This is a genomic window from Streptomyces sp. NPDC003035 (assembly GCF_042888285.1).
GTDB lineage: Bacteria > Actinomycetota > Actinomycetes > Streptomycetales > Streptomycetaceae > Streptomyces.
Window position 1 is genome coordinate 258889 of the sequence record NZ_JBIAPJ010000006.1, and the last position, 20019, is coordinate 278907.

Sequence of the window (20019 nt, forward strand, 5' to 3'; positions counted from 1 at the left end):
TCACCCCAGCACCTCCTTGGCGGTGGTGACGACGGCGCAGCGCTTGGCCGCGTACGTGACGGCCGAGCGGTGATCGGCCTCGGTGAAGTCGCCGACGGCGTCGGCGACCAGGAAGGTCTCGATGTCGTGGGTGAACGCCTCGACGGCGCTGGCGAGGACGCCGATGTGGGCGTAGACCCCGCAGATGACGAGCTGGTCGCGGCCGTGGAACCGCATCCGCTCCAGGAGGTCGGTCTTGAAGAAGGCGCTGTAGCGCCACTTGGTGAGCAGCCAGTCGCCCGAGGCGGGCGCGAGCGGCTCGACGACCTCGCGGTCGGCCGGGTCGAGGCGCATCCCCGGCCCCCAGAAGTCGGCGAGCAGACCGCGCTGTTCGGGCGTCATGCCGCCGGGCTGCGCGGTGTACGCGACGGGGATGCCGTGACCGGCGCAGCGGTCGCGGAGCAGGGCCGCGTTGGCGATGATCTCCTCGCGCAGCGGCGGGGCGAACGGCGCCAGGAAGTAGCGCTGCATGTCGTGGACGAGCAGCACGGCGCGGTCCGGGTCCACGGACCAGTGCGGAATGACCGGCGGCAGCGCGCCGGCCGTCGGCAACGGATAGGCCTCGATGGGTGGTATCCCGGCCATGACGGTCCTCTCGGGTACGGGTGGGGATGAGGGGTTGCTGGGGGCGTCGGGGCGTCGGGGCGTCGGGGCCACTCGGCCACGGGGCCGGGCGACGCGGCGAACCGGCTACGGGGCATAGCGCCGCCGCACTCCGGCCAGAGGGCACGGGGCACGGGCCCCGGGGCCGCTGGTCCCTCCGACCACGGGATCCGGACCGCTGGGCCCTCCAGCCCGGCGGCTGCGGGCCGCTGGGGCCCTCAGGGCACGGGTTCCGGACCGCTGGGCCCTCCAGCCCCGCGGCTGCGGGCCGCTGGGGCCCTCAGGGCACGGGATCCGGACCGCTGGGCCCTCCAGCCCCATGACTGAGGGCCGCTGGGGCCCTCAGGGCACGGGATCCGGACCGCTGGGCCCTCCAGCCCCATGACTGAGGGCCGCTGGGGCCCTCAGGGCACGGGATTCGGACCGCTGAGGCCCGCCGGGCACGGGATTCGGACCGCTGGTCTCCGGCCACGGGGGCGCGGGGCGGGACGCCCGCGTGCCGGGGCCACGGGTGGCCCCGGCCTCTTCCGCCTCCGGCGCCGGAGGCGCCCTACGCGCCGAGGGACGCGCCGCCGTCGACCGTGAGGTCGTGCAGGGTGATGTGGGACGCCTGGTCCGACAGGAGGAAGACGACGGCCTCGGCGACGTCGGTGGGCAGGGCCAGCTTCTTCAGCGGGATGCCGACACGGAACGCCTCCGGGCGGCCCTCGATCGTTCCCCTGGGCCCGGACTCGTCCTGCCACATCGAGGAGAGCATCGGGGTGTCCGTGGAGCCGGGCGCGACCAGGTTGCAGCGGATGCCGTACGGCGCCACCTCCAGACCCAGCGACTTGGTGAAGAGGGACGCGGCGGCCTTGGAGGCGGCGTACGCGGCCATCTCGCTGCGCGGGGTGTTGGCGGCGTTGGAGGCGACCGTGACGAGCGCGCCGGAGCCACGCGGGATCATCCGGTCGACGACCGCGCGGGAGACCTGGAAGACCCCGGTGGCGTTGACCGCGAAGGTGGCCGCCCAGTCCTCGTCGGAGAAGGTGCGGACGGGGCCGAGGCGCAGGACGCCGGCCGCGTTGACGAGGTAGTCGATCGGGCCGAGGCGCCGCTCGGCCTCCTCGACCAGGGCGGTGACCTGGGCGCTGTCGGTGACGTCGGCGGGGAACGCCTCGACGGGCAGGCCCTCGGCGACGAAGGCGGCGACGCGCTGCTTGAGCGCGGCCTCGTCCCGGTCGACGGCGGCGACGGTCGCGCCGCGCTCGGCGAGGGCGCGGACCACGGCTGCGCCGATGCCGCCCGCGGCGCCGGTGACGAGGGCGATCTTGTCCTGCATGACAGTTCCTCCCTGGGGACGTGGACGTGGGACGGGCGGACGGGCTCAGCCGCGCCAGGCCGAGATGACGGTGACGGCCTGTCCGGGGTTGAGCCGCGGGTCGCAGAAGCTGGTGTAGTAGTCGCCGCACCGGCCGACCCACTGCTCGCCGAGCACGCACTCGGTGACGTCGTCGGGCGTGGTCTCCAGATGGACGCCGCCGGCGATGCCGCCGGAGGAGCACACGGCGAGCTGGAACTCGGAGATCTCCCGCTCGACGGTGGTGGTGTAGCGGGTCTTGAGCCCGCCGGGGGCGGTGACGGTGTTGCCGTGCATGGGGTCGGTGAGCCAGATGACCGGGTGGCCCGCGGCGCGGACGGCCTCGACGAGCGGCGGCAGCTTCTGGGCGACCTTCTCGGCGCCCATGCGGGCGATGAGGGTGAGCCGGCCGGGCTCGCGGGCCGGGTCGAGGATCTCGCAGAGGGTGAGGAGCTCGTCGGGGGTCATGCTCGGGCCGACCTTGCACGCGACCGGGTTGACGACCTCGGCGAGCAGGGCGACGTGGGCGCCGTCGGTCTGGCGGGTGCGTTCGCCGATCCACGGGAAGTGGGTGGAGGCGAGCAGCAGCCGGCCCTCGTCGTCGCGGCGGAGCATCGGCACCTCGTAGTCGAGGAGCAGGGCCTCGTGGCTGGTCCACACGGGCGGGTCGATGACCGGGCGGCCGACGGGCTTGCGCCAGCCGAGGTGGCCCATGATGTCGTTGGCGGCCATGTAGCCGGTGAGCAGACGCAGCGGGTCGGGGCGGCGCGACTCCGGGTCGGGCTCGGGTCCGTTGACCATGTGGCCTCGGTAGACCGGGAGTTCGAGGTCGCCGACCTTCTCGGTGTCGTTGGACCGGGGCTTGCCGAACTGGCCGGCCATGCGGCCCACGCGGATCACCGGCTTGTGCGTGATCATCTTCATGGCGCCGGCGAGGAGGTCGAGGACGGCCGTCTTGCGGGCGACGTGCTGGACGGTGGACTCGTCGGGGTCCTCGGAGCAGTCGCCGGACTGGACGATCACGGCCTCGCCGGCGGCGGCCCGGGCGAGGAGGGTACGCAGGGTGTGCACGTCCTGGGGGCTGACCAGGGCGGGGCGGACGCTCAGCTCCTCCCGTACGCGCTCCACCTGCGACGCGTCGTCCCACACGGGCTGTTGCAGAGCCGGCCTTTGCCGGATGTCGAGCAGAGTGTTGTCCACGGGGAGTCTCTCCTAAGACGACAGGACGACGGTGCGACCGTGCGGGCGGCATTCTTCGAGGCGGAGACCGAAAAGGGCCGGCCGGGCACAGGGCCGGCCGGCCCGGAATTCGTTCGAATCATCCGCTGTCGGCGGGGACGCGGCCAATACGGGCGGCCGCACTCCGTCAAGTGGGCGAAGAATCCATCAGGTTGATTCGCCCGCCGTTCACACCACTTCCATCTGGGCCATCATTCCCATGGCCGCGTGGTCGAGCATGTGGCAGTGGTAGAGGTACTTTCCGCGATAGCTGTCGAATGTTGCCTGGAACTTCACCGTCTCGCCGGGCATGACACGGATCGTGTCCTTGAGCCCTGCCTCGGCCGGGCCCGGCGGATTTCCGTTGCGTTCCAGCACTCGGAACTGCACCAGGTGAATATGAAAATTGTGCGGAATGGCTTGATTGCTGTTGGTCACCGTCCAGATCTCGGAGCCGCCCCAGGGGACGGTGTTGTCGATGCGGTGGTGGTCGTAGACCTTTCCGTCCATGTATCCCTGCGGACCGGGCCGCCCGTCCTCGTCCATGCTCATGACGACGGTCCGCCGGCCGGTGACGGCCGGCAGCGCGGGCAGGGTGCGCAGCGTGGCGGGTACGGCGCTGGGGTCGTCCGCGGTCTTCACCACGTCGAAGCGGAGCACCTTGCCGGTCAGTTCGGCCGGTCCCGGGCCCTCGGTGTTCTCCAGGACGAGCTGGGTGCCGACGGGGTAGCGGGAGAAGTCGATGACGACCTCCGCGCGTTCGCCCGGCGAGAGGGCGACGGTGTCGGTGGAGAAAGGTCTCTCCAGGAGGCCGCCGTCGGAGCCGATCTGGACGAACGGGGAGCCGTCGGCGAGCCTCAGGGTGAAGAACCGCAGGTTGGTGGAGTTGAGCAGCCGGAAGCGGTACTTGCGGGCCGCGACCTGGAAGTGGGGCCAGGCCTTGCCGTTGGCCATGATGGTGGACCGGCTGCGGAAGTCGTCCATGGTGTAGACGAGCTGCCCCTTGTCGTCGAAGTGGCCTTCGCGGAGCATGATCGGCACGTCGTACACGCCGGAGGGCAGCGGGAGCGCCTTCTCCTCGGCATCCGTGAGCAGGTAGAACGCGGACAGGCCGCGGTAGACGTGCTCGGACTCCATGTGGTGGGCGTGGTCGTGCAGCCAGAGCGGGGCGTGGGCCTGCCGGTTGGGGTAGTGGTACGTGCGGACACCACCGGGTGCGATGGTCGCCATCGGGTCGCCGTCGTGCTCCGGGGCCACGTGACCGCCGTGCAGGTGGATCGAGGCCGGCATGGTCAGCTTGTTGTACTGGTTGATGACGACCGGGCGGCCGGACGTGGCCCGGATGAGCCCGGGGAAGCCGCCGTTGAAGGTGAAGACCTCGGTGAACGTGCCGGGCAGGATCTCCTTGCTCGTCCGTCTGATCGAGATGTTGTAGGTGTCCACGCCGTTGGCGGTGGAGCTGGGCGCGATGACCTGCGGCAGCGGCATCGGCTGGGTGAAGAACGGGACGGCGGTCGCGTCGGCCGCGGAGGCCGACGCGGAACCGAGCAGCGGGGTCAGGGCCGCACCGGTGGCCACCGTGCCGCCTGTCGCCAGGGCGGCACCGATGAACCGTCGTCTGGAAAGCATGGGGATTCCCCTCGTCGTGGGCGCGCCCTGTGCGCGCCCGCATCTCCGTGCTCTGTGGGGGGGACGTGGGGGGGGTGTGGGGGTGTGGGGGGGAGCTCGTGGGGCCACCGCCGCCGGTCACGCGGCAGGGCCGGGTGTGCGTCGGGCCGGCCCTTGTGGGGGCCGGCCCGTCGGTGCGTCGTTCCTGGTGGGGGTGGGCGTCAGTCCTTCTCGACGACGACCTTGATCCTGCCCAGGGTCTCGGTGATGTCGCGGGTCATCTTCGCCGTCCAGTCGGCGATGAACTTCCGCTTGTCGGCCTCGTCCATGTCCTTGGTGATCTCGTTGATTCCGGGCGACGCGTATCCCATGCGGAAGGTCTGGGAGAGCGTGGCACCGTTCTCCGCGGGCTCGATCAGGAAGGACCAGGTGAGTTCCTGCGGTTCACCGGTCTTGGAGTGGATCTTCCAGCGGAACGCGCGACCGGGGATGGTCTCCGCGACCTCCGACTTCGTGTGCCAGATTCCGCGGATGAGCGGAGCCCAGGACACGATGTCGTCGCTGCGGAAGTTCTCTCCCTCGAAGATCGAACCGACCTTCCCGGGCTCTCCGGACAGCCATCGGCCACCCTGGAGTTCCGAGCTCCATTCGGAATGCCGCTGCATGTCGCTGACGATCGAGTAGATCTTGTCGGCGGAGGCCGCGATATGAATCTCGGCGCCCAGCTCGAAAAGGGGGCGGGAGTCCAGAATCGACGTTGTCATGCCTGGATCCTGCCGATCCACGGCGGGTGTGCTCAAAGGGTCCGGTGTGAATCCGTCAGGTCACCGTGACACGCCTTCCGATGCCGCGCCGACTGACCTGACTGAGTACGCCGAAGCACATTGGCGAGGCCAGGAGCGTCCGGCACCCTCGCATCGTCGTCACTCTTCGACGCGCCGTCTTTCGGCATTCGCATACCCCGGGAGTTTTCTTTATGGACCGGTCGGGAGTTGGACATGAACCGCCAGCCATGCCACGGAGACGTACGGTCGTCGCGGCCGCCGCAGCGATGGCGACGGCGGTGACCGTCCCCGGCGGCGTGGCCTCGGCCACGCAGACGCGCGGCGGCGCGGTGACCGACGGCGGCACGGAGACGACGAGTGTCGTCACCCGCGTCAGCGGCGGTCTGATCAGGGGCGAACGGGCCGGCGGCCTGGCCGTCTTCCGCGGGGTGCCCTACGCCGCTCCCCCGGTCGGCGAGCTGCGCTACCGCTCGCCGCGCCCGGTCACCCCGTGGAGCGGGGTACGGGACGCGACGGCGTTCGCGCCCGTCTCGTACCAGTCGTACCTGCCGGGCTCCAGCGAGGACAGCCTGTACGCGAACGTCTGGACGCCGGACACCGGCGGCGCCCGGCCGGTGATGGTCTACATCCACGGCGGGGGCTGGTTCCTCGGCGCCGGGAGCGAGCCGGACTTCGACGGCGCCCGGCCCGCCGCCCACGGCGACATGGTCGTCATCACGTTCAACTACCGCCTCGGCGCCCTCGGCTGGGGGCTGCACGAGGACCTGGTCGACGAGCGTACCGGCGGGTACTCCAACTGGGGTCTGCAGGACCAGGTGGCACTGCTGCACTGGGTGCGCCGCAACGCGGCCGCCTTCGGCGGCGACCCCGGCAACATCACGCTGGCCGGCACCTCCGCCGGCGGCTCCTCGACCTGGCAGCTCGGGCTGCTCCCCGAACTGCGGGGCACGGTCCGCCGGATCGTCCCTATCAGCGTCAAGCACGTCTGGGAGCCGGCCAGTTCGATGAGCCGGGAGGACTCGCACCGGGTCTTCGAGCTGGTCGCGCGCAAGCTGGGCACCACCGTGCGGGGCCTGCGTTCCGTGCCGGCCGACCGGCTGAAGGACACCTGGGAGAAGATCTTCTCCGGCAGCCCCGTCGACCGCGAGATATCCACCTGGCGCGAGTACCAGGGCCCGGTCGTCGACGACCGCTGGATGCTCGGCCACGACCACGAGCTGCCCACCCCCGCGCTGCCCACCCTGACGATCTACGGCCGGACCGAGGGCACCTTCTTCACCACCGGGCCCGGCTACCCCTTCCCCGGCCCCCACCCCACCGACGACGAGAGCCTGCGCACCGCGATCCGCGCCGTGCTGCACAAGGGCGCCGTGCACGTGTCGGACACCGAGGTGGACGCCGCGATCTCCGCGTACCGCCGGGCGGCGGCGATCGACGGGCTACCGCAGGACCCGGTGTCCGTCTGGGGCGCGATCTGGGGCGACAGCCTCTTCCGCTACCAGATCACCCGGCTCGCCGAGCGGCAGGCCACGGAACGGCCCGACGTCCCCAGCTATCTGGTGGAGTTCGCGCACCCGGTCGCCCCGCCGCTGACCGGCACCCCGCACGAGGCCACGTCCAAGTTCCTGTTCGGCACCTACGGATCCGCTGTCAACGCCCCGCACTACGGCGACGGCCCGCTGGAGAAGCTCGTCTCGGACACCTTCATCGACCTGGTGGCCTCCTTCGCCCACGGCCGCGCGCCGAGCAGCCCGAACGCGCCGACGGTCCCGGTGTTCTCCCCGGACCGGCCCTCCACGCTGATCCTCGGCGGGGAGCGGGTCGCCGAGATCGGCGAGCGCTCGGCCCTGCGCCAGCTCGCCCACTGGGACACCGCCGGCTGGGTACCGGTCCCGAGGCCCTCCGCGGCCGGCGCCACCCGCCCCTGACTCCGTACATCCCGCTGATCATTCGAGAAAGGACCTGAGGCGCCATGTGCGGACTCACCGGCTGGGTCGCCTACGACCGCGACCTGACGCTCGGCGGCGACACCGCCGAGGCCATGACCCGGACCCTGGAGTGCCGGGGCCCGGACGACGGCGGCATCTGGCTCACCCGGCACGCCGCCCTGGGCCACCGCCGCCTCTCCATCATCGACCTGGAGAACGGCCGCCAGCCCATGCACGCCGTCCCCGGCGACGACGGGCAGCCCGTCCTCGTCTACACGGGCGAGGTCTACAACTTCCGCGAGCTGAGGGACGAACTCACCGCCCTCGGGCACGCGTTCCGTACCGCCTCCGACACCGAGGTGGTGCTGCACGCCTATCTGGAGTGGGGCGAGGAGTTCGCCGAGCGGCTCAACGGCATGTACGCGCTGGCGATCTGGGACCCGGCCACCGAGGAACTCCTCCTGGTCCGCGACCGGATGGGCGTCAAGCCGCTCTACTACTACCCCACCGCCGACGGCGTCCTCTTCGGCTCCGAGCCCAAGTCGATCCTCGCCCACCCGGAGGCGGAGGCCGTGGTCGACGCCGAGGGCCTGGCCGAGATCTTCGCCATCATCAACACCCCCGGCCACGCGGTCTTCAAGGGCATGCGCGAGGTCGTCCCCGGCACGTCCGTCCGCTTCTCCCGCGCGGGCATGGAGACCCGGACGTACTGGACGCTCCAGGCCCGCCCGCACACGGACGACCTCGACACCACCATCGCCACCGTCCGCGAACTGCTCGAGGACATCATCGAGCGGCAGCTGATCGCCGACGTGAAGGTCGGCACCCTGCTCTCCGGCGGTCTGGACTCCAGCGCCGTGACCGCGCTCGCCGCGAAGGTGCTGCGCGACCAGGGCTCGGACGAGCGGATCACCGCCTTCTCGGTCGACTTCAAGGACCACGGCGAGACGTTCCGGGACAACGGCATCTGGATGGACCCGGACACTCCGTACGCGGTCGACGTCGCCGCGCACTCCGGTGCCGATCACGTCATCGTGGAGCTGGAGAACCACGACATCCTCGACGAGGACGTCCGCGCGGCCGTGCTGCGCGCCCAGGACCTGCCGGTCTCCACCGGCGACATGGAGCACTCCCTCTACCACCTGTGCAAGGCGCTCAAGGAGCGGGTCACGGTGGCGCTCTCCGGCGAGGCGGCCGACGAGATCTTCGGCGGCTACAACTGGTTCTTCGACGAGGAGGCCGTGAACGGGGACACCTTCCCCTGGTACGACGCCTGGCGCCGGCTCGGCGGCCTGGACACGATCAAGGAGATCGGGCTCTGGGACCGGCTGGGCATGGAGGAGTACGTCAAGCGCCGGTACGCCGAGTCCCTGGAGGCGGTCCCGCGGCTCGCCGGCGACTCACGGCACGAGGAGCGGATGAAGGAGCTGACCTGGCTCAACATCCAGCACTGGGAGAAGTTCCTGCTGGACCGCAAGGACCGGATCTCGATGTCGACCAGTCTGGAGGTCCGCGTCCCGTTCACCGACCACCGGCTCGTCGAGTACGTCTACAACGTGCCGTGGGAGATGAAGAACTTCGACGGCCGGGAGAAGAGCCTGCTGCGCGCGGCCGCCGCACACGTGCTTCCGCAGTCGGTCCTTGACCGCAAGAAGAGCCCGTACCCCTCCACCCAGGACATCGCGTACGTCACCGCGCTGCGCGCCAAGGTCGAGGCGCTGCTCGCCGAGGACTCCCCCGTGCTGCGGCTCGTCCCGCGCGAGGGGATCGCCAGGCTCCTCGACAAGCCGCTGGAGGAGTACGCGGCGCTCGGCGGGCTCTGGGGGACCCGGGCGGTGATGGAGCGGCTCGTCGAGTTCAACGCCTGGGCGCTCGAGTACGAGGTCCGTATCGAGCTCTGACCTGCACGTTCGCCCTTCTGCGGCGTCGTGGGCGGCCTTCCGGCCGTCCGCGGCGCCGCGGACGCATGTGGACGACCCGTACCACCCGCACCGCCTGTACCGACCGCATCACAGCTGGGAGTTGGTCACCGTGACCCACAGCAGTCGTCACCGCGCCGCCCGTCGGCCGACGTACCTGTCGCCGCGCGCCCGCACCGTCGTCCTGGAGTTCCTGATCACGGCGGGGATCCTCTTCCTGATCGTCACCACGTCCCGCTGGCTCTTCGCTCCGGACGCGCCGCTCGGGTCGGTCCTGAAGGGGCGGGCGGCGTTCGTCGCGCTCGGGATCTTCTTCGGCGTCGTGAACACGGTGATCATCCACTACTCGATGTCCCGGAAGACCGCTGGGCACATGAACCCCTCGGTGAGCATCGGGCTGTGGCTGCTGCGGGTCTTCCCGGGCCGGGACGTCCTGCCGTTCTGCGTGGCCCAGATGACCGGGGCGGTGGCGGGCGTGGGTCTGGCCCGGCTGGTGTGGGGCGCGGAGGTGGGACTGCCCCAGGTCGGCTGGGCCGCGGTGGCGCCGCAGCCCGGCTGGGGTTTCTGGGGGGTGCTGACGGCCGAGACGGTGGGGCAGCTGATCTGCATGACGCTGGTGGCCGCGCTGTTGATCCGGCCGCGCTGGGAGTGGCTGATCCCGGGGGTCGTCGGGCTGTGCATCAGCGGCTTCATCATGATCCTCGGGCCGCTCTCGGGCGGCTCGGTCAATCCGGCGCGGCAGTTCGGGCCCGCGCTGTGGGCGGGGAACTTCGGGTTCCTCGCCGCGTATCTGATCGGCCCGGTCCTCGGCGCGGCGCTGGCGGCGGGCCTGGCCGCGGCCCTGAGGGCGCCGACCCCACCCGTATCGCTGGACCCCTCCACGCCACCGGCCGCCGAGGGGACGGTCTGTCCGGACACGATCCCGCCCGAGCTGCTGCGGAACGACTATCCCTTCCCCATCTGATCCTGGAGACACCCATGTTGGGAACCTACGGACTGCCCGTCGCCGTCGAGACCGACCCGGAGTGGCAGAGCGAGCTCCTCGACCTCGACGCGTACCTCGCCCGGATCGGCTTCACCGGGCCCCGCACCCCCACCGCGGACACCCTGCACCGGGTCCAGCGCGGCCACATGGACGCCATCGCCTTCGAGAACATCGACATCGCGCTGGGCCGCCCGGTCTCGCTCGACCTGGACCGGATCCAGGACAAGCTCGTCCGGGCGGGGCGCGGCGGCTACTGCTACGAGAACAACCTGCTGCTGGCCGCCGCCCTGGACCGGCTCGGCTTCCCGGTGACCCGGCTCCTCGCCCGGATCCGGCAGGGGGAGAGCAGGCGCCGCTTCCGTACGCACACGGTGCTGCTGGTCCGCGCGGACGAGCAGGTGTGGCTGGCCGACGCCGGATACGGCTACAGCGGGCTGATGGAGGCGCTGCCGCTGGAGGACGGCGCGACCTCCTCGGTCGCCGACTGGACCTGGCGCCTGGTGGCCCAGGGCGCCGACTGGGTGGTGGAGATCCCGGACGGGGGCTGCTGGTTCGACATGTACTCCTTCCGTCAGGAGCCGCAGTTCCGGATCGACTTCGAGGCCGCGCACTACCTCTCCTCCACCCGGCCCGGCTCGCCGTTCGTGGGTCAGCTGGTCGCCCAGAAGGAGACCGAGAAGGAGCGCCGGCTGCTGCGGGACACGTCGCTGGAGATCCGGTACGCGGACGGGCGCGTCGAGCGGCGTGAGCTGAGCGCGGCGGACACGGTGTGCGCGCTCGGCGAGCTGTTCTCGATCGTGCTGGACGACGACGACGAGCGTGCTCTGCTGCACTTCTTCGCCGGGAAGTGACATCCAGGCGCGGGACTTGACGGACTTCCCCCGGTGGCGTGGAAGGCCGCCCTCCCGTTCGGAGAAGGTCGCGACCGGGCCTACCCGTTCCGTAACCGGCCCTTCGTCCCTCACCAAGGAGCAGGTCTGTCATGACCAACGTCGCAGTCATCTACTACTCGTCGACCGGCAACGTGCACACGCTGGCGAACGCCGCGGCGGTCGCGGCGGAGAAGGCCGGTGCGGAGGTGCGGCTGCGGAAGGTGGCGGAGCTGGCCCCGCAGCAGGTGATCGACACCAAGGCGGAGTGGGCCGAGCACGTCCAGGCCACCCGTGACGTGGAGGTCGCCTCGCTCGACGACCTCGAGTGGGCCGACGTCGTGCTGATCGGCACGCCGACCCGCTTCGGTCTGCCGGCCGCGCAGATCAAGCAGTTCATCGACACCACCGGTGGACTGTGGGCGCAGGGCAAGCTGGTCAACAAGGTCGCCTCGGCGTTCACCTCGACCTCGACCACGCACGGTGGCCAGGAGTCGACGCTGCTCGCCCTGAACAACACCTTCTACCACTGGGGTGCGGTCATCGTGGCGCCCGGCTACGCGGACCCGGTCCAGTTCGCCGCGGCCAACGGCAACCCGTACGGCGCCAGCAGCGTCTCGGCGAACGAGGCGAACAACGTGGCCGGCGAGAACCTCGCCGCGATCGAGTTCCAGACCCGGCGCGCCGTCGAGATCGCCACGGCGCTGAAGAAGGGTTTCGCCGCCGCCTGACGGTGAACCAGGGGACACGAGAGGAGGGGCGGGGCGCTTCGGGCGCCCCGCCCCTCCTCTCGTCGTCCTCGGTGCCTGCCGCCGTGCGGCCCCTCGGCCCTGCGGCCCGTCAACCGAGCGATCCGGCGGGTACGAGACGGGGCAGCGTGGACGTCTGGCGGCCGAACGCGGGCCGCGCCACGTCCCGTACGGTCAGGATCGAGCGCTGGAGCCTGCGCAGCCGCGCGGAGGGTTCCATGCCCGTCTCCTTCTTCAGGCCGTTGCGGAGCCGCTGGTAGACCTCCAGGGCCTCGTCCTGCCGTCCGCAGCGCAGCAGCGCGACCATGAACTGGCCGTGCAGCGGCTCGTTGGTGCGGTACTGGGCGACGAGTTCGGAGAGGTCGGAGATCATCTCGAAGTGCCGGCCGAGTCGCAGCTGGGCCTCGACCCACTGGTCGAGGGCGCTCAGCCGGGAGGCCTCCAGGCGTTCGATCTCCATGCGCAGATGAGGGCCGGCCGCGACCCCCGCGTACGGTTCGCCGCGCCACAGGGCCAGGGCGTCGGAGAGCCGGCGTGCCGCGCGCTGCAGGTCGCCCGCTTCCATGGCCCGGTAGCCCGCGCCGGCGGCCCGCTCGAACTGCCAGGCGTCGTTGGAGCCCCCGCCGGTGTCGAGCCGGTAGCCGCCGGGGAGCGAGACGAGCACGGCCTCGGCGGTGTGGCGCTCCAGCCAGGCGGATCCGGGTGCCGTCGGCGCGGTCCCGCGCAGGGCCGTGGTGATGAGGGCCCGCAGATCGACGATGTGGGACTGGAGTTCGACCCGGGCACCGCGCGGCGGCCCGGACGGCCAGAGCTCCTCCATGAGGACGGTCACCGGTACGACCTGGTCCGCGTTGGCGGCGAGCAGTGCCAGCAGCTGCCGCGGCGCCGCGGCGGTCGGAGTGATCGACACCCCGTTCTCGCGTACCGACAGTCCCCCCAGGATCCGGACGTCCACTTTGCCCCCTCAGTGTCGGTGAACGGCTTGGCCCTGGACGATTAGAAAAGAGACCCGCAGGCATGTCAATAAGAAACCGCGGGGTATGGAAATTCACACCCCGAGAACGCGGAAGTATGTCCCGTTGATGGGGAGATGCCGCCATCAAGAATCCGCAAAGTGCGCAACGAAGCGTACCCACGGGTCCAAGATCTGGACTCGTGGGTACGCTTTCGCAGGTCTACGGCAGGCGACGGGAAGATGGCCGCCTCATGGCGTCCTCAAAAACCGGCAGCCGGGTATGGTTTTGCATCGTGGAAGACGCCTCCAGGGAGCCCGCACAACGGCTGGAACACGACGGAGGCGGCCAGGGACGGCCGGGTCAGCCCGCGGCCGCCTCCGCGGCCCGCAGGGCGCGAGCGCCCCGGCCGGGCTCCATGTCGAGCATCGCCAGCACGGCGGGCACGGCGATGCTGGGCAGCACGTGGCGGTAGAGCGCGGAGGCCCACCGGTCCATGTCCGTGCGATTGCTGCCCAGGGCCTGGGTCATGAGGTTCAGCCCGGCGTAGGCGCCCACCACGAGCGGCGCCACCTCCTCCGGGTCGGCGTGCGGCAGCAGTTCGCCGCGCTCCTTGGCCTCGTCGAGCACCCGCAGGTTGAGGTCGGTCCACTCCCGGTACGGACCGCTGCGGTTGAGCTCGTGGCCGCCCTGGTCGAGGGTGAGCCGGACGCTGCCGCGCAGCAGCCCGTCATGGGTCAGCCGGTGCGCGAACACCATGCCGATGTCGACGAACTCCTGCATCTTGGAGACCTGCGGCATGGGCATCGGCGCGGTCGAGACCTGGGCGTCGATGACCGCGTGCGCGAGGTCTTCCTTGGAGTCGAAGTGGAAGTAGAGCGCGCCCTTGGTGACCTGGGCCAGCTGGAGGATGTCGGTGAGTTTCGCGGCCTCGTAACCACGCTCGTCGAAGACGGTGGCAGCGGCTTCCAAGATCGCCTGGCGCGTCCGAATCGCGCGATCCTGCTTCGCCATTGGCGGTCACGTCCCTCTCATAGCCCGATGCCCCACAGGGCGCTCGCGCTCGCTCCGTGCCTGCTCGCACTTCACGGTCGAAAACAGCAAGTATGGACGGATACGTGCAGAGGACACAAGACATCGCACGCAGGCCGTTCGGCCGGACGGCACCCGGCTCACACCATCGTGAAGCCGCCGTCCACCGGCATGATCGCACCGGTGACGAACGACGACCGGTCGCTGCAGAGCCAGGCCGCCGCCTCGGCGATCTCCTCGGGCTCGGCGGTCCGCGGCTGCGGCGTGGCGGCGTGCAGCGCCTCCTGGATCCCGGGCACGGCGGCGAACCACTCGGCGACCACTTCGGTACGGGTCGTCCCCGGCGCCACCGAGTTGACCCGGATCCCCTGGGCCGCGTACTCGGCGGCGGCGGCCTTCGTCAGTCCGACCACGGCGTGCTTGGCGGCGACGTACGGCGCCGCGACCGGGGTCGCGAGCAGTCCGCCGACACTGCTGGTGTTCACGATCGCGCCACCGCCGGTGGTGAGCATGGCGGCTATCTCGTCCCGCAGGCAGTTCCAGACCCCGCGCAGATTGACGTCCAGTATCCGGTCGTAGAGCTCGTCGTCCATCTCGTGCAGGGGCTCGCGGCCGGCACCCCAACCGGCGTTGTTGAAGGCGACGTCGAGCCGTCCGTACGTCTCGACCGCGTGCGCCACGGCGGCCCGGGTGTCCTCGCGGCGGGTCATGTCCGCCACCACGTACTCGGCCTCGGCGCCCTGCTCGCGCAGCTCGGCCACCAGGGCCTTGAGCCGGTCCTCGCGGCGGGCGGCCACCACCACGCGGGCGCCCTCGCGGGCGAAGACCCGGGCGGCGGCCGCCCCGATTCCACTGCTCGCTCCGGTGATCAGGGCGACCTTGCGGGGCAGCAGGCGGTGGTCGGCAGTCATGGAACGGTCGTCTCCCTCGGCAGTCGGATGTGTGACATCTGGTACGCCACGCCGGTCTCAGCGGTTCCAGACCGTACCGGCGGCGGCCTCGGCGTCGAGGGTCCGCAGCAGGGACTCGTCGATCTCGTCGAGGGACCGCACCACGTGCCGCACGCCCGCCCTGCGCATCAGCTCGCCCTGGAACCCGTGCGCGAAGTCGCTGGGGTGTCCGATGAAGGGCACGCCGAGCTCCTTGGCGGCCTCCCCGACACGAGCGACGTCGTCGATGAACAGGATCTGGTCGGACCGGAGGCCGAGGTCCCGCGTCACCTCACGGACGCCGGGGCGGAAGTCGTTGGTGCACACATAGCCGGGTGCGTCGAAGAGATGCGCCTGCTCCCGCAGGTGCAGCTCGAAGTGGGACGCGTCGAGTCCGCCGTAGCAGACCGTCCGCAGCCCCAGTCCGCGCAGCCGCAGCAGCAGATCGGTGGCGCCGTCGAGCAGCCGCAGCGGATGCTCGGCCAGGTAGGCGGCGCGCTCCTCGAAGTAGGCCGCCAGCACGTCCTCGGGACTCCAGGAGAGTCCGGCCGCGGCACCGAGGGCCCTGGCCGCGGTGAGCTGGGTCTGGGAGAAGATCTCCCGTTCCACCTCGGCGTCGTAGTGACCGCCCCGGCTGGTGATGAACCGGTGGATGGCGGGGCTGAACGTGTCGTTCAGCAGGACGCCGTCGATGTTGACGGCGGCGAGTGTTATCTGGCGCAGGGGTTCCACGGAGTCTCCCAGAGGCAGCCGATCGATGAGCCGGGCATATCAGAGCGAATCGCTCAGATCATGACGCGACCACCCGAACCGGCGTCTCGGATGCCCGAGAAACAAACCTGGCGGTACAGATTTCCGGCAGCTGGAAGATACCCGAAGCCACCTCACTCGTGAACCCTGGGGTCTCACGAGTCGGACATCTGCCGTTCTGCCAGGCGTCGTTCGGCGGGGACAGACTCGCATACGCTCTTCTTCGCTCCGAGCGAACCTGACAGAACCTCCACCGGGGTCTTGCGAAACGTACCGGGGAGTTCGTAACTTCCGCGGAGCTGGTTGCCCGAATCTCCTTAGTAGGCCCCTAGTCGAGGGATCTCATGCTGCAGACGCCCGCTCCGACCGACATCGTGGACACCCAGGCCCTCGGCGGGCTCACCACGACGGCTCCCCGTGAGTACGTTCACCGGGCCGCGCTCGCCGAGGTCTTCCTGACCGCCGATTGGTCCCGTACGGACGAGGCCCACTTCACGCTCCGGGCCCAGTGGCCGCGCGGACACTCCTTCTTCGGCCCGGTCGGCGGCACGCACTACGACCCGATGCTGGCCGCCGAAACGATCCGTCAGGTGGGTGCGCTGCTCGCCCACGCGGGCTTCGACGTCCCCCTGGGCCACCAGTTCCTGATGTGGGAGCTCAACTACCGCGTCATGCCCGCCCTGCTGCCCGTCGGCGGCGCGCCCGCCGATCTGCGCCTCGACGTCACCTGCACCGACATCCGCCGCCGCGCCGGCCGGCTGGCCGGACTGAGCTACGAGGTCGTGATCAGCGAGAACGGCCGGACGCTCGCCACCGGCAACGCCCGCTACACCTGCACCAGCCCCGAGGTCTACCGCCGGCTGCGCGCCGACCGCCTCGCCGAGGCCTCGGCCGCGACCGCGAGCGCTCAGGAGCGGCTCACCGCTCCCGTGGAGCCGCGATCCGTCGGCCGGCACAGCGAGTTCGACGTCGTGCTCACCCCGACCGAGCGCGCCGACCGCTGGCAGCTGCGGGTCGACACCCGCCACCCCGTCCTCTTCGACCACCCCGGCGACCACATACCCGGCATGGTCCTGCTGGAGGCGGCCCGCCAGGCCGTGCACACCCTCGCGCCCGCGGGCCGGCCGGTGCTGCCGGTGGCGATGGACTCCACCTTCCACCGGTACGCCGAGTTCGGCAGCCCCTGCTGGATCGAGACGGAGCCGGCCGTGGACTACCCCGGCAGCCCGGAGCGGCTGATCCGGGTGACCGGCCGGCAGGACGACGAGATCCTGTTCTCCGCGATCACGACGGTCGCGGAACTGACGTCGTAGGACCTGTCCAGGGACCGTCAGTTCAGGGTCGCGGCGATCAGCAGCCCGAACGCGGCGGTGATCAGCGCCGTACGGACCGCGTGGAAGCCGTTCCAGCGCCGCTCGAAGGCCGCCCGGACGGCGGACGGTGCCTCTCCCGTCCGCTCCGAGGCGGCCAGCGCGTTGTTCAGCGGGATGTTGCCGCCGATCGTGACCAGGTGGTTGAGCACCGCGCACACGAGACCGGCCAGGACCAGCCACGTCTGGGTGTCCGACCGTCCGTCGACCGGCACGAGGAACGCGGCGAGCGGGAAGGCCGCGACGCCCAGGAACACGATCAGGAACACCGGCTTGGGCACGTACTCGTTGATCCGCCGCATGGCGCCGACGAACTCCGCGTCCCCGAGCCGGGCCAGGGCGGGCATGATCCCGGTCAGGAAGATCAGCATGAACCCGGCGTAGAGGCCGGTGGAACCGACGGCGAGGGCGAGCAGCAGGGTGGCCATGGACCCCATCATGACGGGATCCACGGCCACCCCGCAGCGGTTGTGGATCAGCCGGCGTACGGATCGCCCGATTCCGCGCCGCCCCGGGGCAGCAGCCTGTCCGCCTGCCGGATCGCCTCGGTCAGCTCCCGGACCACCTGGGAACCCGAGCGCTCCGCGATCGCCCCGGAGCGCTCCGCGAGTTCCGGAAGCCCCGGCGCGCCCGGCAGGTCACCGCCCCGCAGCCGGTCGGCGAAGTAGGCGGTGATGGCCGTCAGTTGCAGGCTGTCATGGCCGGACGCCCAGAGCGAGGAGGTCAGCGCGCCCGTACCGACGCTGCCCGTGTTCTCGTGCGGGGCACGGCTCTTCGGGTCGAGCCAGCGGACCGTGGCGGTCGCCAGCTGCCCGGTGCGTCCGGGCCGGGTCTTCACCGCGTACAGCGCGGTCACGGTGTGCCCGGCTCCCACCTCGCCGCCGTCGACCCGGTCGTCGCGGAAGTCCTCGTCGGCGACCTCCCGGTTCTCGTAGCCGATCAGCCGGAACCGCTCGACGGTCTTCGGGTCGAAGGCGACCTGTGCCTTGGCGTCGCGGGCGCGCAGCTCGATGTGGGTGGGGAGCTGCTCGACGAAGACCTTGCGGGCCTGCTCGGTGGTGGAGACGTACGTGGTGTGCCCGTCGCCCTTGTCGGCGAGCCGCTCCATGAACGCGTCGCCGTAGTCGCTTCCGACGCCGACGCCGAAGAGGGTGATCCCGTACGCCCTGCGCTCCTTGTCGATCCGGTCGAGAATCGACCGGGCGTCGGTGTCTCCGGTGTTGGCGAGGGCGTCGGAGAGCAGGACGACCCGGTTCGTGGCGCCCTCGCGGTGTCCCTCGACGGCGACGTCGTAGCCGGTGCGCACGCCGGCCTCCACGTTGGTGGAGGAGGTCGTCGCCAACTCGTCGACGATGCCGTGGATCCGCTCGCGCTGCCCCTTGACCTTGGTCATGGGGAGCCGGGTCTCGGCCTCGTCGCTGAAGGTGACCAGGGCGACGGAGTCGTCGTCGCGGAGCTCGTCGGTGAGCATGCCGAGGGACTCCTTGACCAGGTCGAGCCGGCCGGTCTCGGCCATGGATCCGGAGATGTCCACGACGAAGGTGAGGGCGGCGGGCGGACGGTCGCCCGTGCGCTCCGCGGCGGCGGTGGCGAGCCCGACCCGGACGAGCGACCAGCCGTCGTCCCCGGTCCGCGCCCCGTCGATCGTCACACTGAACCCGTCGCCCTTCGGCCGCGGGTAGTCCGGCCGGAAGCTGTTGACGAACTCCTCGGGCCGTACGGACGTCGGGTCGGGCAACCGGCCCTCGGCGAGCGTGCGGCGGGCGTAGCCGTACGAGGCGGTGTCCACGTCCAGGGCGAAGGTGGAGAGCCAGTCGGCCGCGGGCGGCCGCGACCGCTGCTCGCCCTCGGCGGCGCCGTCCTGGTCCGTGCGCGGCCCGCGCGCGTCCGGAGCGTGGTTGCCGCCACCGCCCCGGTCCGAGGCGTGCTCGACGTTCGAGTCGCCCCCACACCCCGTCAGGACCAGCCCGGCGGCCAGGATCCCGGCGGCGAGCCGCGCCCTGTGTCGTCGCTTCACGTCATCCCCCTCGTGGTCGAGCACTTGTGGAATGTGACGTCCGAGGAGGCCGGAAGGAGCAGACGAAGGGGTTGCGGATCGATCTCGATGCGGCAACGGCGGCCCGAGCGGTGCCCCATGGCATGGACTCGCCATCCTTTTCAACAGGGGTTGTCACCGTGTGCAGTCGCATGCGTACATGGAGTGGCACACCGATCGGGCGGGGGTGGTCAGCGGTGGCAGAGACTGCGGGCTCCGTGATGCTCGCGCGATCGGCGATGAACCGGGCGGCACTCGAGGCGCAGCGGCCGCCGGGCCGCCCCGTCCGCGGGATGCGGCGGATCAGCGCGGTGCTGGCCGGACTTGCCGCCTCGACGCGGCACGAGTTGCTGACCTTCGACGACCCGGCCGCCTCGGTCGGCCGTGCGATCCCCGAGCCGTTCCTGGAGTTGGCAGGAGCGTGCATGCGGGCCGCGACGGAGCGGGCGCCCGAGGTCAGACGGATCGTGCCGCGTCATGCCCTGCCCCAGGTGGCCGACGCGGTCCGGGGCCCGGGGCTGGCCCGCCTCACGGACTCGATCCCCTTCAAGATGATCGTCGTGGACCGTACGGTGGCGGCGGTCCCGCTCGATCTGGAGCTGCTGTACAACGGGCTGCTGCTGATCCGCGATCCGGTCGTCGTGCACGCCCTGGTCCGCGCCCATCACACCAGTTGGGACGCGGGCGAGGAGCTGGCCGGTGCCACGGCTCCGCCGCGTGAGCTTCCTGCCCAGCTCCGCCCGGTGCTCGACGCGCTCCTCTCCGGTCTCACGGACGAGGCGGCCGCCGCCCGTCTCGGCATGTCGAGCCGGACCTACAGCCGCCGGGTCGGGGAGCTGATGCACGCGCTGGGCACGACGAGCCGCTTCCGCGCGGGCGCGGAAGCGGCTCGGAAGGGGTGGTTGTGA

At 71.0% G+C, this 20019-nt stretch carries 18 protein-coding genes; 7 read left to right on the forward strand and 11 right to left on the reverse strand.

Annotated features, from left to right (window positions below):
- The 5 genes from ACFYV5_RS21000 to ACFYV5_RS21020 form a co-directional block, all read right to left on the reverse strand.
- On the reverse strand, nt 1-624 hold the full coding sequence (locus ACFYV5_RS21000; protein ID WP_389170490.1) for an isochorismatase family protein: 624 nt from the start codon (nt 622-624) through the stop codon (nt 1-3).
- A gap of 568 nt (nt 625-1192) precedes the next feature.
- A complete protein-coding gene (locus ACFYV5_RS21005) occupies nt 1193-1963 on the reverse strand; it encodes a 2,3-dihydro-2,3-dihydroxybenzoate dehydrogenase (protein ID WP_355112096.1) in 771 nt (256 codons plus the stop codon).
- 45 nt (nt 1964-2008) lie between these two features.
- Nucleotides 2009-3181, reverse strand: coding sequence for a 3-deoxy-7-phosphoheptulonate synthase (locus ACFYV5_RS21010; RefSeq protein ID WP_355112098.1), 1173 nt, complete (start codon nt 3179-3181; stop codon nt 2009-2011).
- Nucleotides 3182-3388: 207 nt separating this feature from the next.
- Nucleotides 3389-4828, reverse strand: coding sequence for a multicopper oxidase domain-containing protein (locus ACFYV5_RS21015; RefSeq protein WP_355112099.1), 1440 nt, complete (start codon nt 4826-4828; stop codon nt 3389-3391).
- 200 nt (nt 4829-5028) lie between these two features.
- Nucleotides 5029-5571, reverse strand: a complete 543-nt coding sequence (locus tag ACFYV5_RS21020) for an SRPBCC family protein (RefSeq protein ID WP_355112101.1) — start codon at nt 5569-5571, stop codon at nt 5029-5031.
- A 248-nt stretch (nt 5572-5819) separates the two neighbouring features.
- Between ACFYV5_RS21020 and ACFYV5_RS21025 the strand changes: the two genes are divergently transcribed.
- The 5 genes from ACFYV5_RS21025 to wrbA all read left to right on the forward strand — a co-directional run bounded on the left by ACFYV5_RS21025 (nt 5820) and on the right by wrbA (nt 12024).
- Entirely contained in the window at nt 5820-7520 is a 1701-nt protein-coding gene (locus ACFYV5_RS21025) for a carboxylesterase family protein (protein ID WP_389170496.1), read from the forward strand.
- Between the two features lie 44 nt (nt 7521-7564).
- Complete coding sequence (gene asnB, locus ACFYV5_RS21030; RefSeq protein ID WP_389170499.1) at nt 7565-9421, forward strand: asparagine synthase (glutamine-hydrolyzing); 1857 nt, start codon at nt 7565-7567, stop codon at nt 9419-9421.
- 130 nt (nt 9422-9551) lie between these two features.
- Nucleotides 9552-10403: an MIP/aquaporin family protein gene (locus ACFYV5_RS21035; protein ID WP_389170502.1), complete on the forward strand. Its 852-nt coding sequence runs from the start codon at nt 9552-9554 to the stop codon at nt 10401-10403.
- 14 nt (nt 10404-10417) lie between these two features.
- Nucleotides 10418-11275 carry an arylamine N-acetyltransferase gene (locus tag ACFYV5_RS21040; RefSeq protein WP_389170505.1) on the forward strand — a complete coding sequence of 286 codons (858 nt, stop codon included), beginning with the start codon at nt 10418-10420 and terminating at the stop codon, nt 11273-11275.
- 131 nt (nt 11276-11406) lie between these two features.
- Nucleotides 11407-12024 (forward strand): NAD(P)H:quinone oxidoreductase, encoded by a 618-nt coding sequence (gene wrbA / locus ACFYV5_RS21045; protein ID WP_389170508.1) that lies wholly within the window; start codon nt 11407-11409, stop codon nt 12022-12024.
- A gap of 109 nt (nt 12025-12133) precedes the next feature.
- On the opposite strand, the gene ACFYV5_RS21050 is transcribed toward wrbA, so the two are convergent.
- The 4 genes from ACFYV5_RS21050 to ACFYV5_RS21065 form a co-directional block, all read right to left on the reverse strand.
- Complete coding sequence (locus tag ACFYV5_RS21050; protein WP_355112111.1) at nt 12134-12997, reverse strand: AfsR/SARP family transcriptional regulator; 864 nt, start codon at nt 12995-12997, stop codon at nt 12134-12136.
- Nucleotides 12998-13358: 361 nt separating this feature from the next.
- Complete coding sequence (locus tag ACFYV5_RS21055) at nt 13359-14009, reverse strand: ScbR family autoregulator-binding transcription factor (RefSeq protein WP_355112113.1); 651 nt, start codon at nt 14007-14009, stop codon at nt 13359-13361.
- 158 nt (nt 14010-14167) lie between these two features.
- The gene (locus ACFYV5_RS21060; protein WP_389170513.1) at nt 14168-14938 is read right to left on the reverse strand and encodes a glucose 1-dehydrogenase; all 771 of its coding nucleotides are present in this window, start codon (nt 14936-14938) and stop codon (nt 14168-14170) included.
- A 57-nt stretch (nt 14939-14995) separates the two neighbouring features.
- Nucleotides 14996-15688, reverse strand: a complete 693-nt coding sequence (locus ACFYV5_RS21065; protein ID WP_389170516.1) for an HAD family phosphatase — start codon at nt 15686-15688, stop codon at nt 14996-14998.
- Between the two features lie 362 nt (nt 15689-16050).
- Between ACFYV5_RS21065 and ACFYV5_RS21070 the strand changes: the two genes are divergently transcribed.
- A complete protein-coding gene (locus tag ACFYV5_RS21070) occupies nt 16051-17019 on the forward strand; it encodes a ScbA/BarX family gamma-butyrolactone biosynthesis protein (RefSeq protein ID WP_355112118.1) in 969 nt (322 codons plus the stop codon).
- 17 nt (nt 17020-17036) lie between these two features.
- On the opposite strand, the gene ACFYV5_RS21075 is transcribed toward ACFYV5_RS21070, so the two are convergent.
- Nucleotides 17037-17504, reverse strand: a complete 468-nt coding sequence (locus ACFYV5_RS21075; RefSeq protein WP_355112120.1) for an anthrone oxygenase family protein — start codon at nt 17502-17504, stop codon at nt 17037-17039.
- A gap of 47 nt (nt 17505-17551) precedes the next feature.
- Nucleotides 17552-19228, reverse strand: coding sequence for a von Willebrand factor type A domain-containing protein (locus ACFYV5_RS21080; protein WP_389170520.1), 1677 nt, complete (start codon nt 19226-19228; stop codon nt 17552-17554).
- 80 nt (nt 19229-19308) lie between these two features.
- Between ACFYV5_RS21080 and ACFYV5_RS21085 the strand changes: the two genes are divergently transcribed.
- The gene (locus ACFYV5_RS21085) at nt 19309-20019 is read left to right on the forward strand and encodes a DNA-binding response regulator (protein ID WP_389170523.1); all 711 of its coding nucleotides are present in this window, start codon (nt 19309-19311) and stop codon (nt 20017-20019) included.

Excerpts from the sequence above, each read along its gene's own strand:
- ACFYV5_RS21005 (WP_355112096.1), bottom strand. The coding sequence starts at position 1,963 with ATGCAGGACAAGATCGCCCTCGTCACCGGCGCCGCGGGCGGCATCGGC.
- ACFYV5_RS21055 (WP_355112113.1), bottom strand. The coding sequence starts at position 14,009 with ATGGCGAAGCAGGATCGCGCGATTCGGACGCGCCAGGCGATCTTGGAA.
- asnB (WP_389170499.1), top strand. The coding sequence starts at position 7,565 with ATGTGCGGACTCACCGGCTGGGTCGCCTACGACCGCGACCTGACGCTC.
- ACFYV5_RS21025 (WP_389170496.1), top strand. The coding sequence starts at position 5,820 with ATGCCACGGAGACGTACGGTCGTCGCGGCCGCCGCAGCGATGGCGACG.
- ACFYV5_RS21000 (WP_389170490.1), bottom strand. The coding sequence starts at position 624 with ATGGCCGGGATACCACCCATCGAGGCCTATCCGTTGCCGACGGCCGGC.
- ACFYV5_RS21015 (WP_355112099.1), bottom strand. The coding sequence starts at position 4,828 with ATGCTTTCCAGACGACGGTTCATCGGTGCCGCCCTGGCGACAGGCGGC.
- ACFYV5_RS21060 (WP_389170513.1), bottom strand. The coding sequence starts at position 14,938 with ATGACTGCCGACCACCGCCTGCTGCCCCGCAAGGTCGCCCTGATCACC.
- ACFYV5_RS21020 (WP_355112101.1), bottom strand. The coding sequence starts at position 5,571 with ATGACAACGTCGATTCTGGACTCCCGCCCCCTTTTCGAGCTGGGCGCC.
- ACFYV5_RS21040 (WP_389170505.1), top strand. The coding sequence starts at position 10,418 with ATGTTGGGAACCTACGGACTGCCCGTCGCCGTCGAGACCGACCCGGAG.
- ACFYV5_RS21075 (WP_355112120.1), bottom strand. The coding sequence starts at position 17,504 with ATGGCCACCCTGCTGCTCGCCCTCGCCGTCGGTTCCACCGGCCTCTAC.
- ACFYV5_RS21080 (WP_389170520.1), bottom strand. The coding sequence starts at position 19,228 with ATGGCGAGTCCATGCCATGGGGCACCGCTCGGGCCGCCGTTGCCGCAT.
- wrbA (WP_389170508.1), top strand. The coding sequence starts at position 11,407 with ATGACCAACGTCGCAGTCATCTACTACTCGTCGACCGGCAACGTGCAC.
- ACFYV5_RS21070 (WP_355112118.1), top strand. The coding sequence starts at position 16,051 with ATGCTGCAGACGCCCGCTCCGACCGACATCGTGGACACCCAGGCCCTC.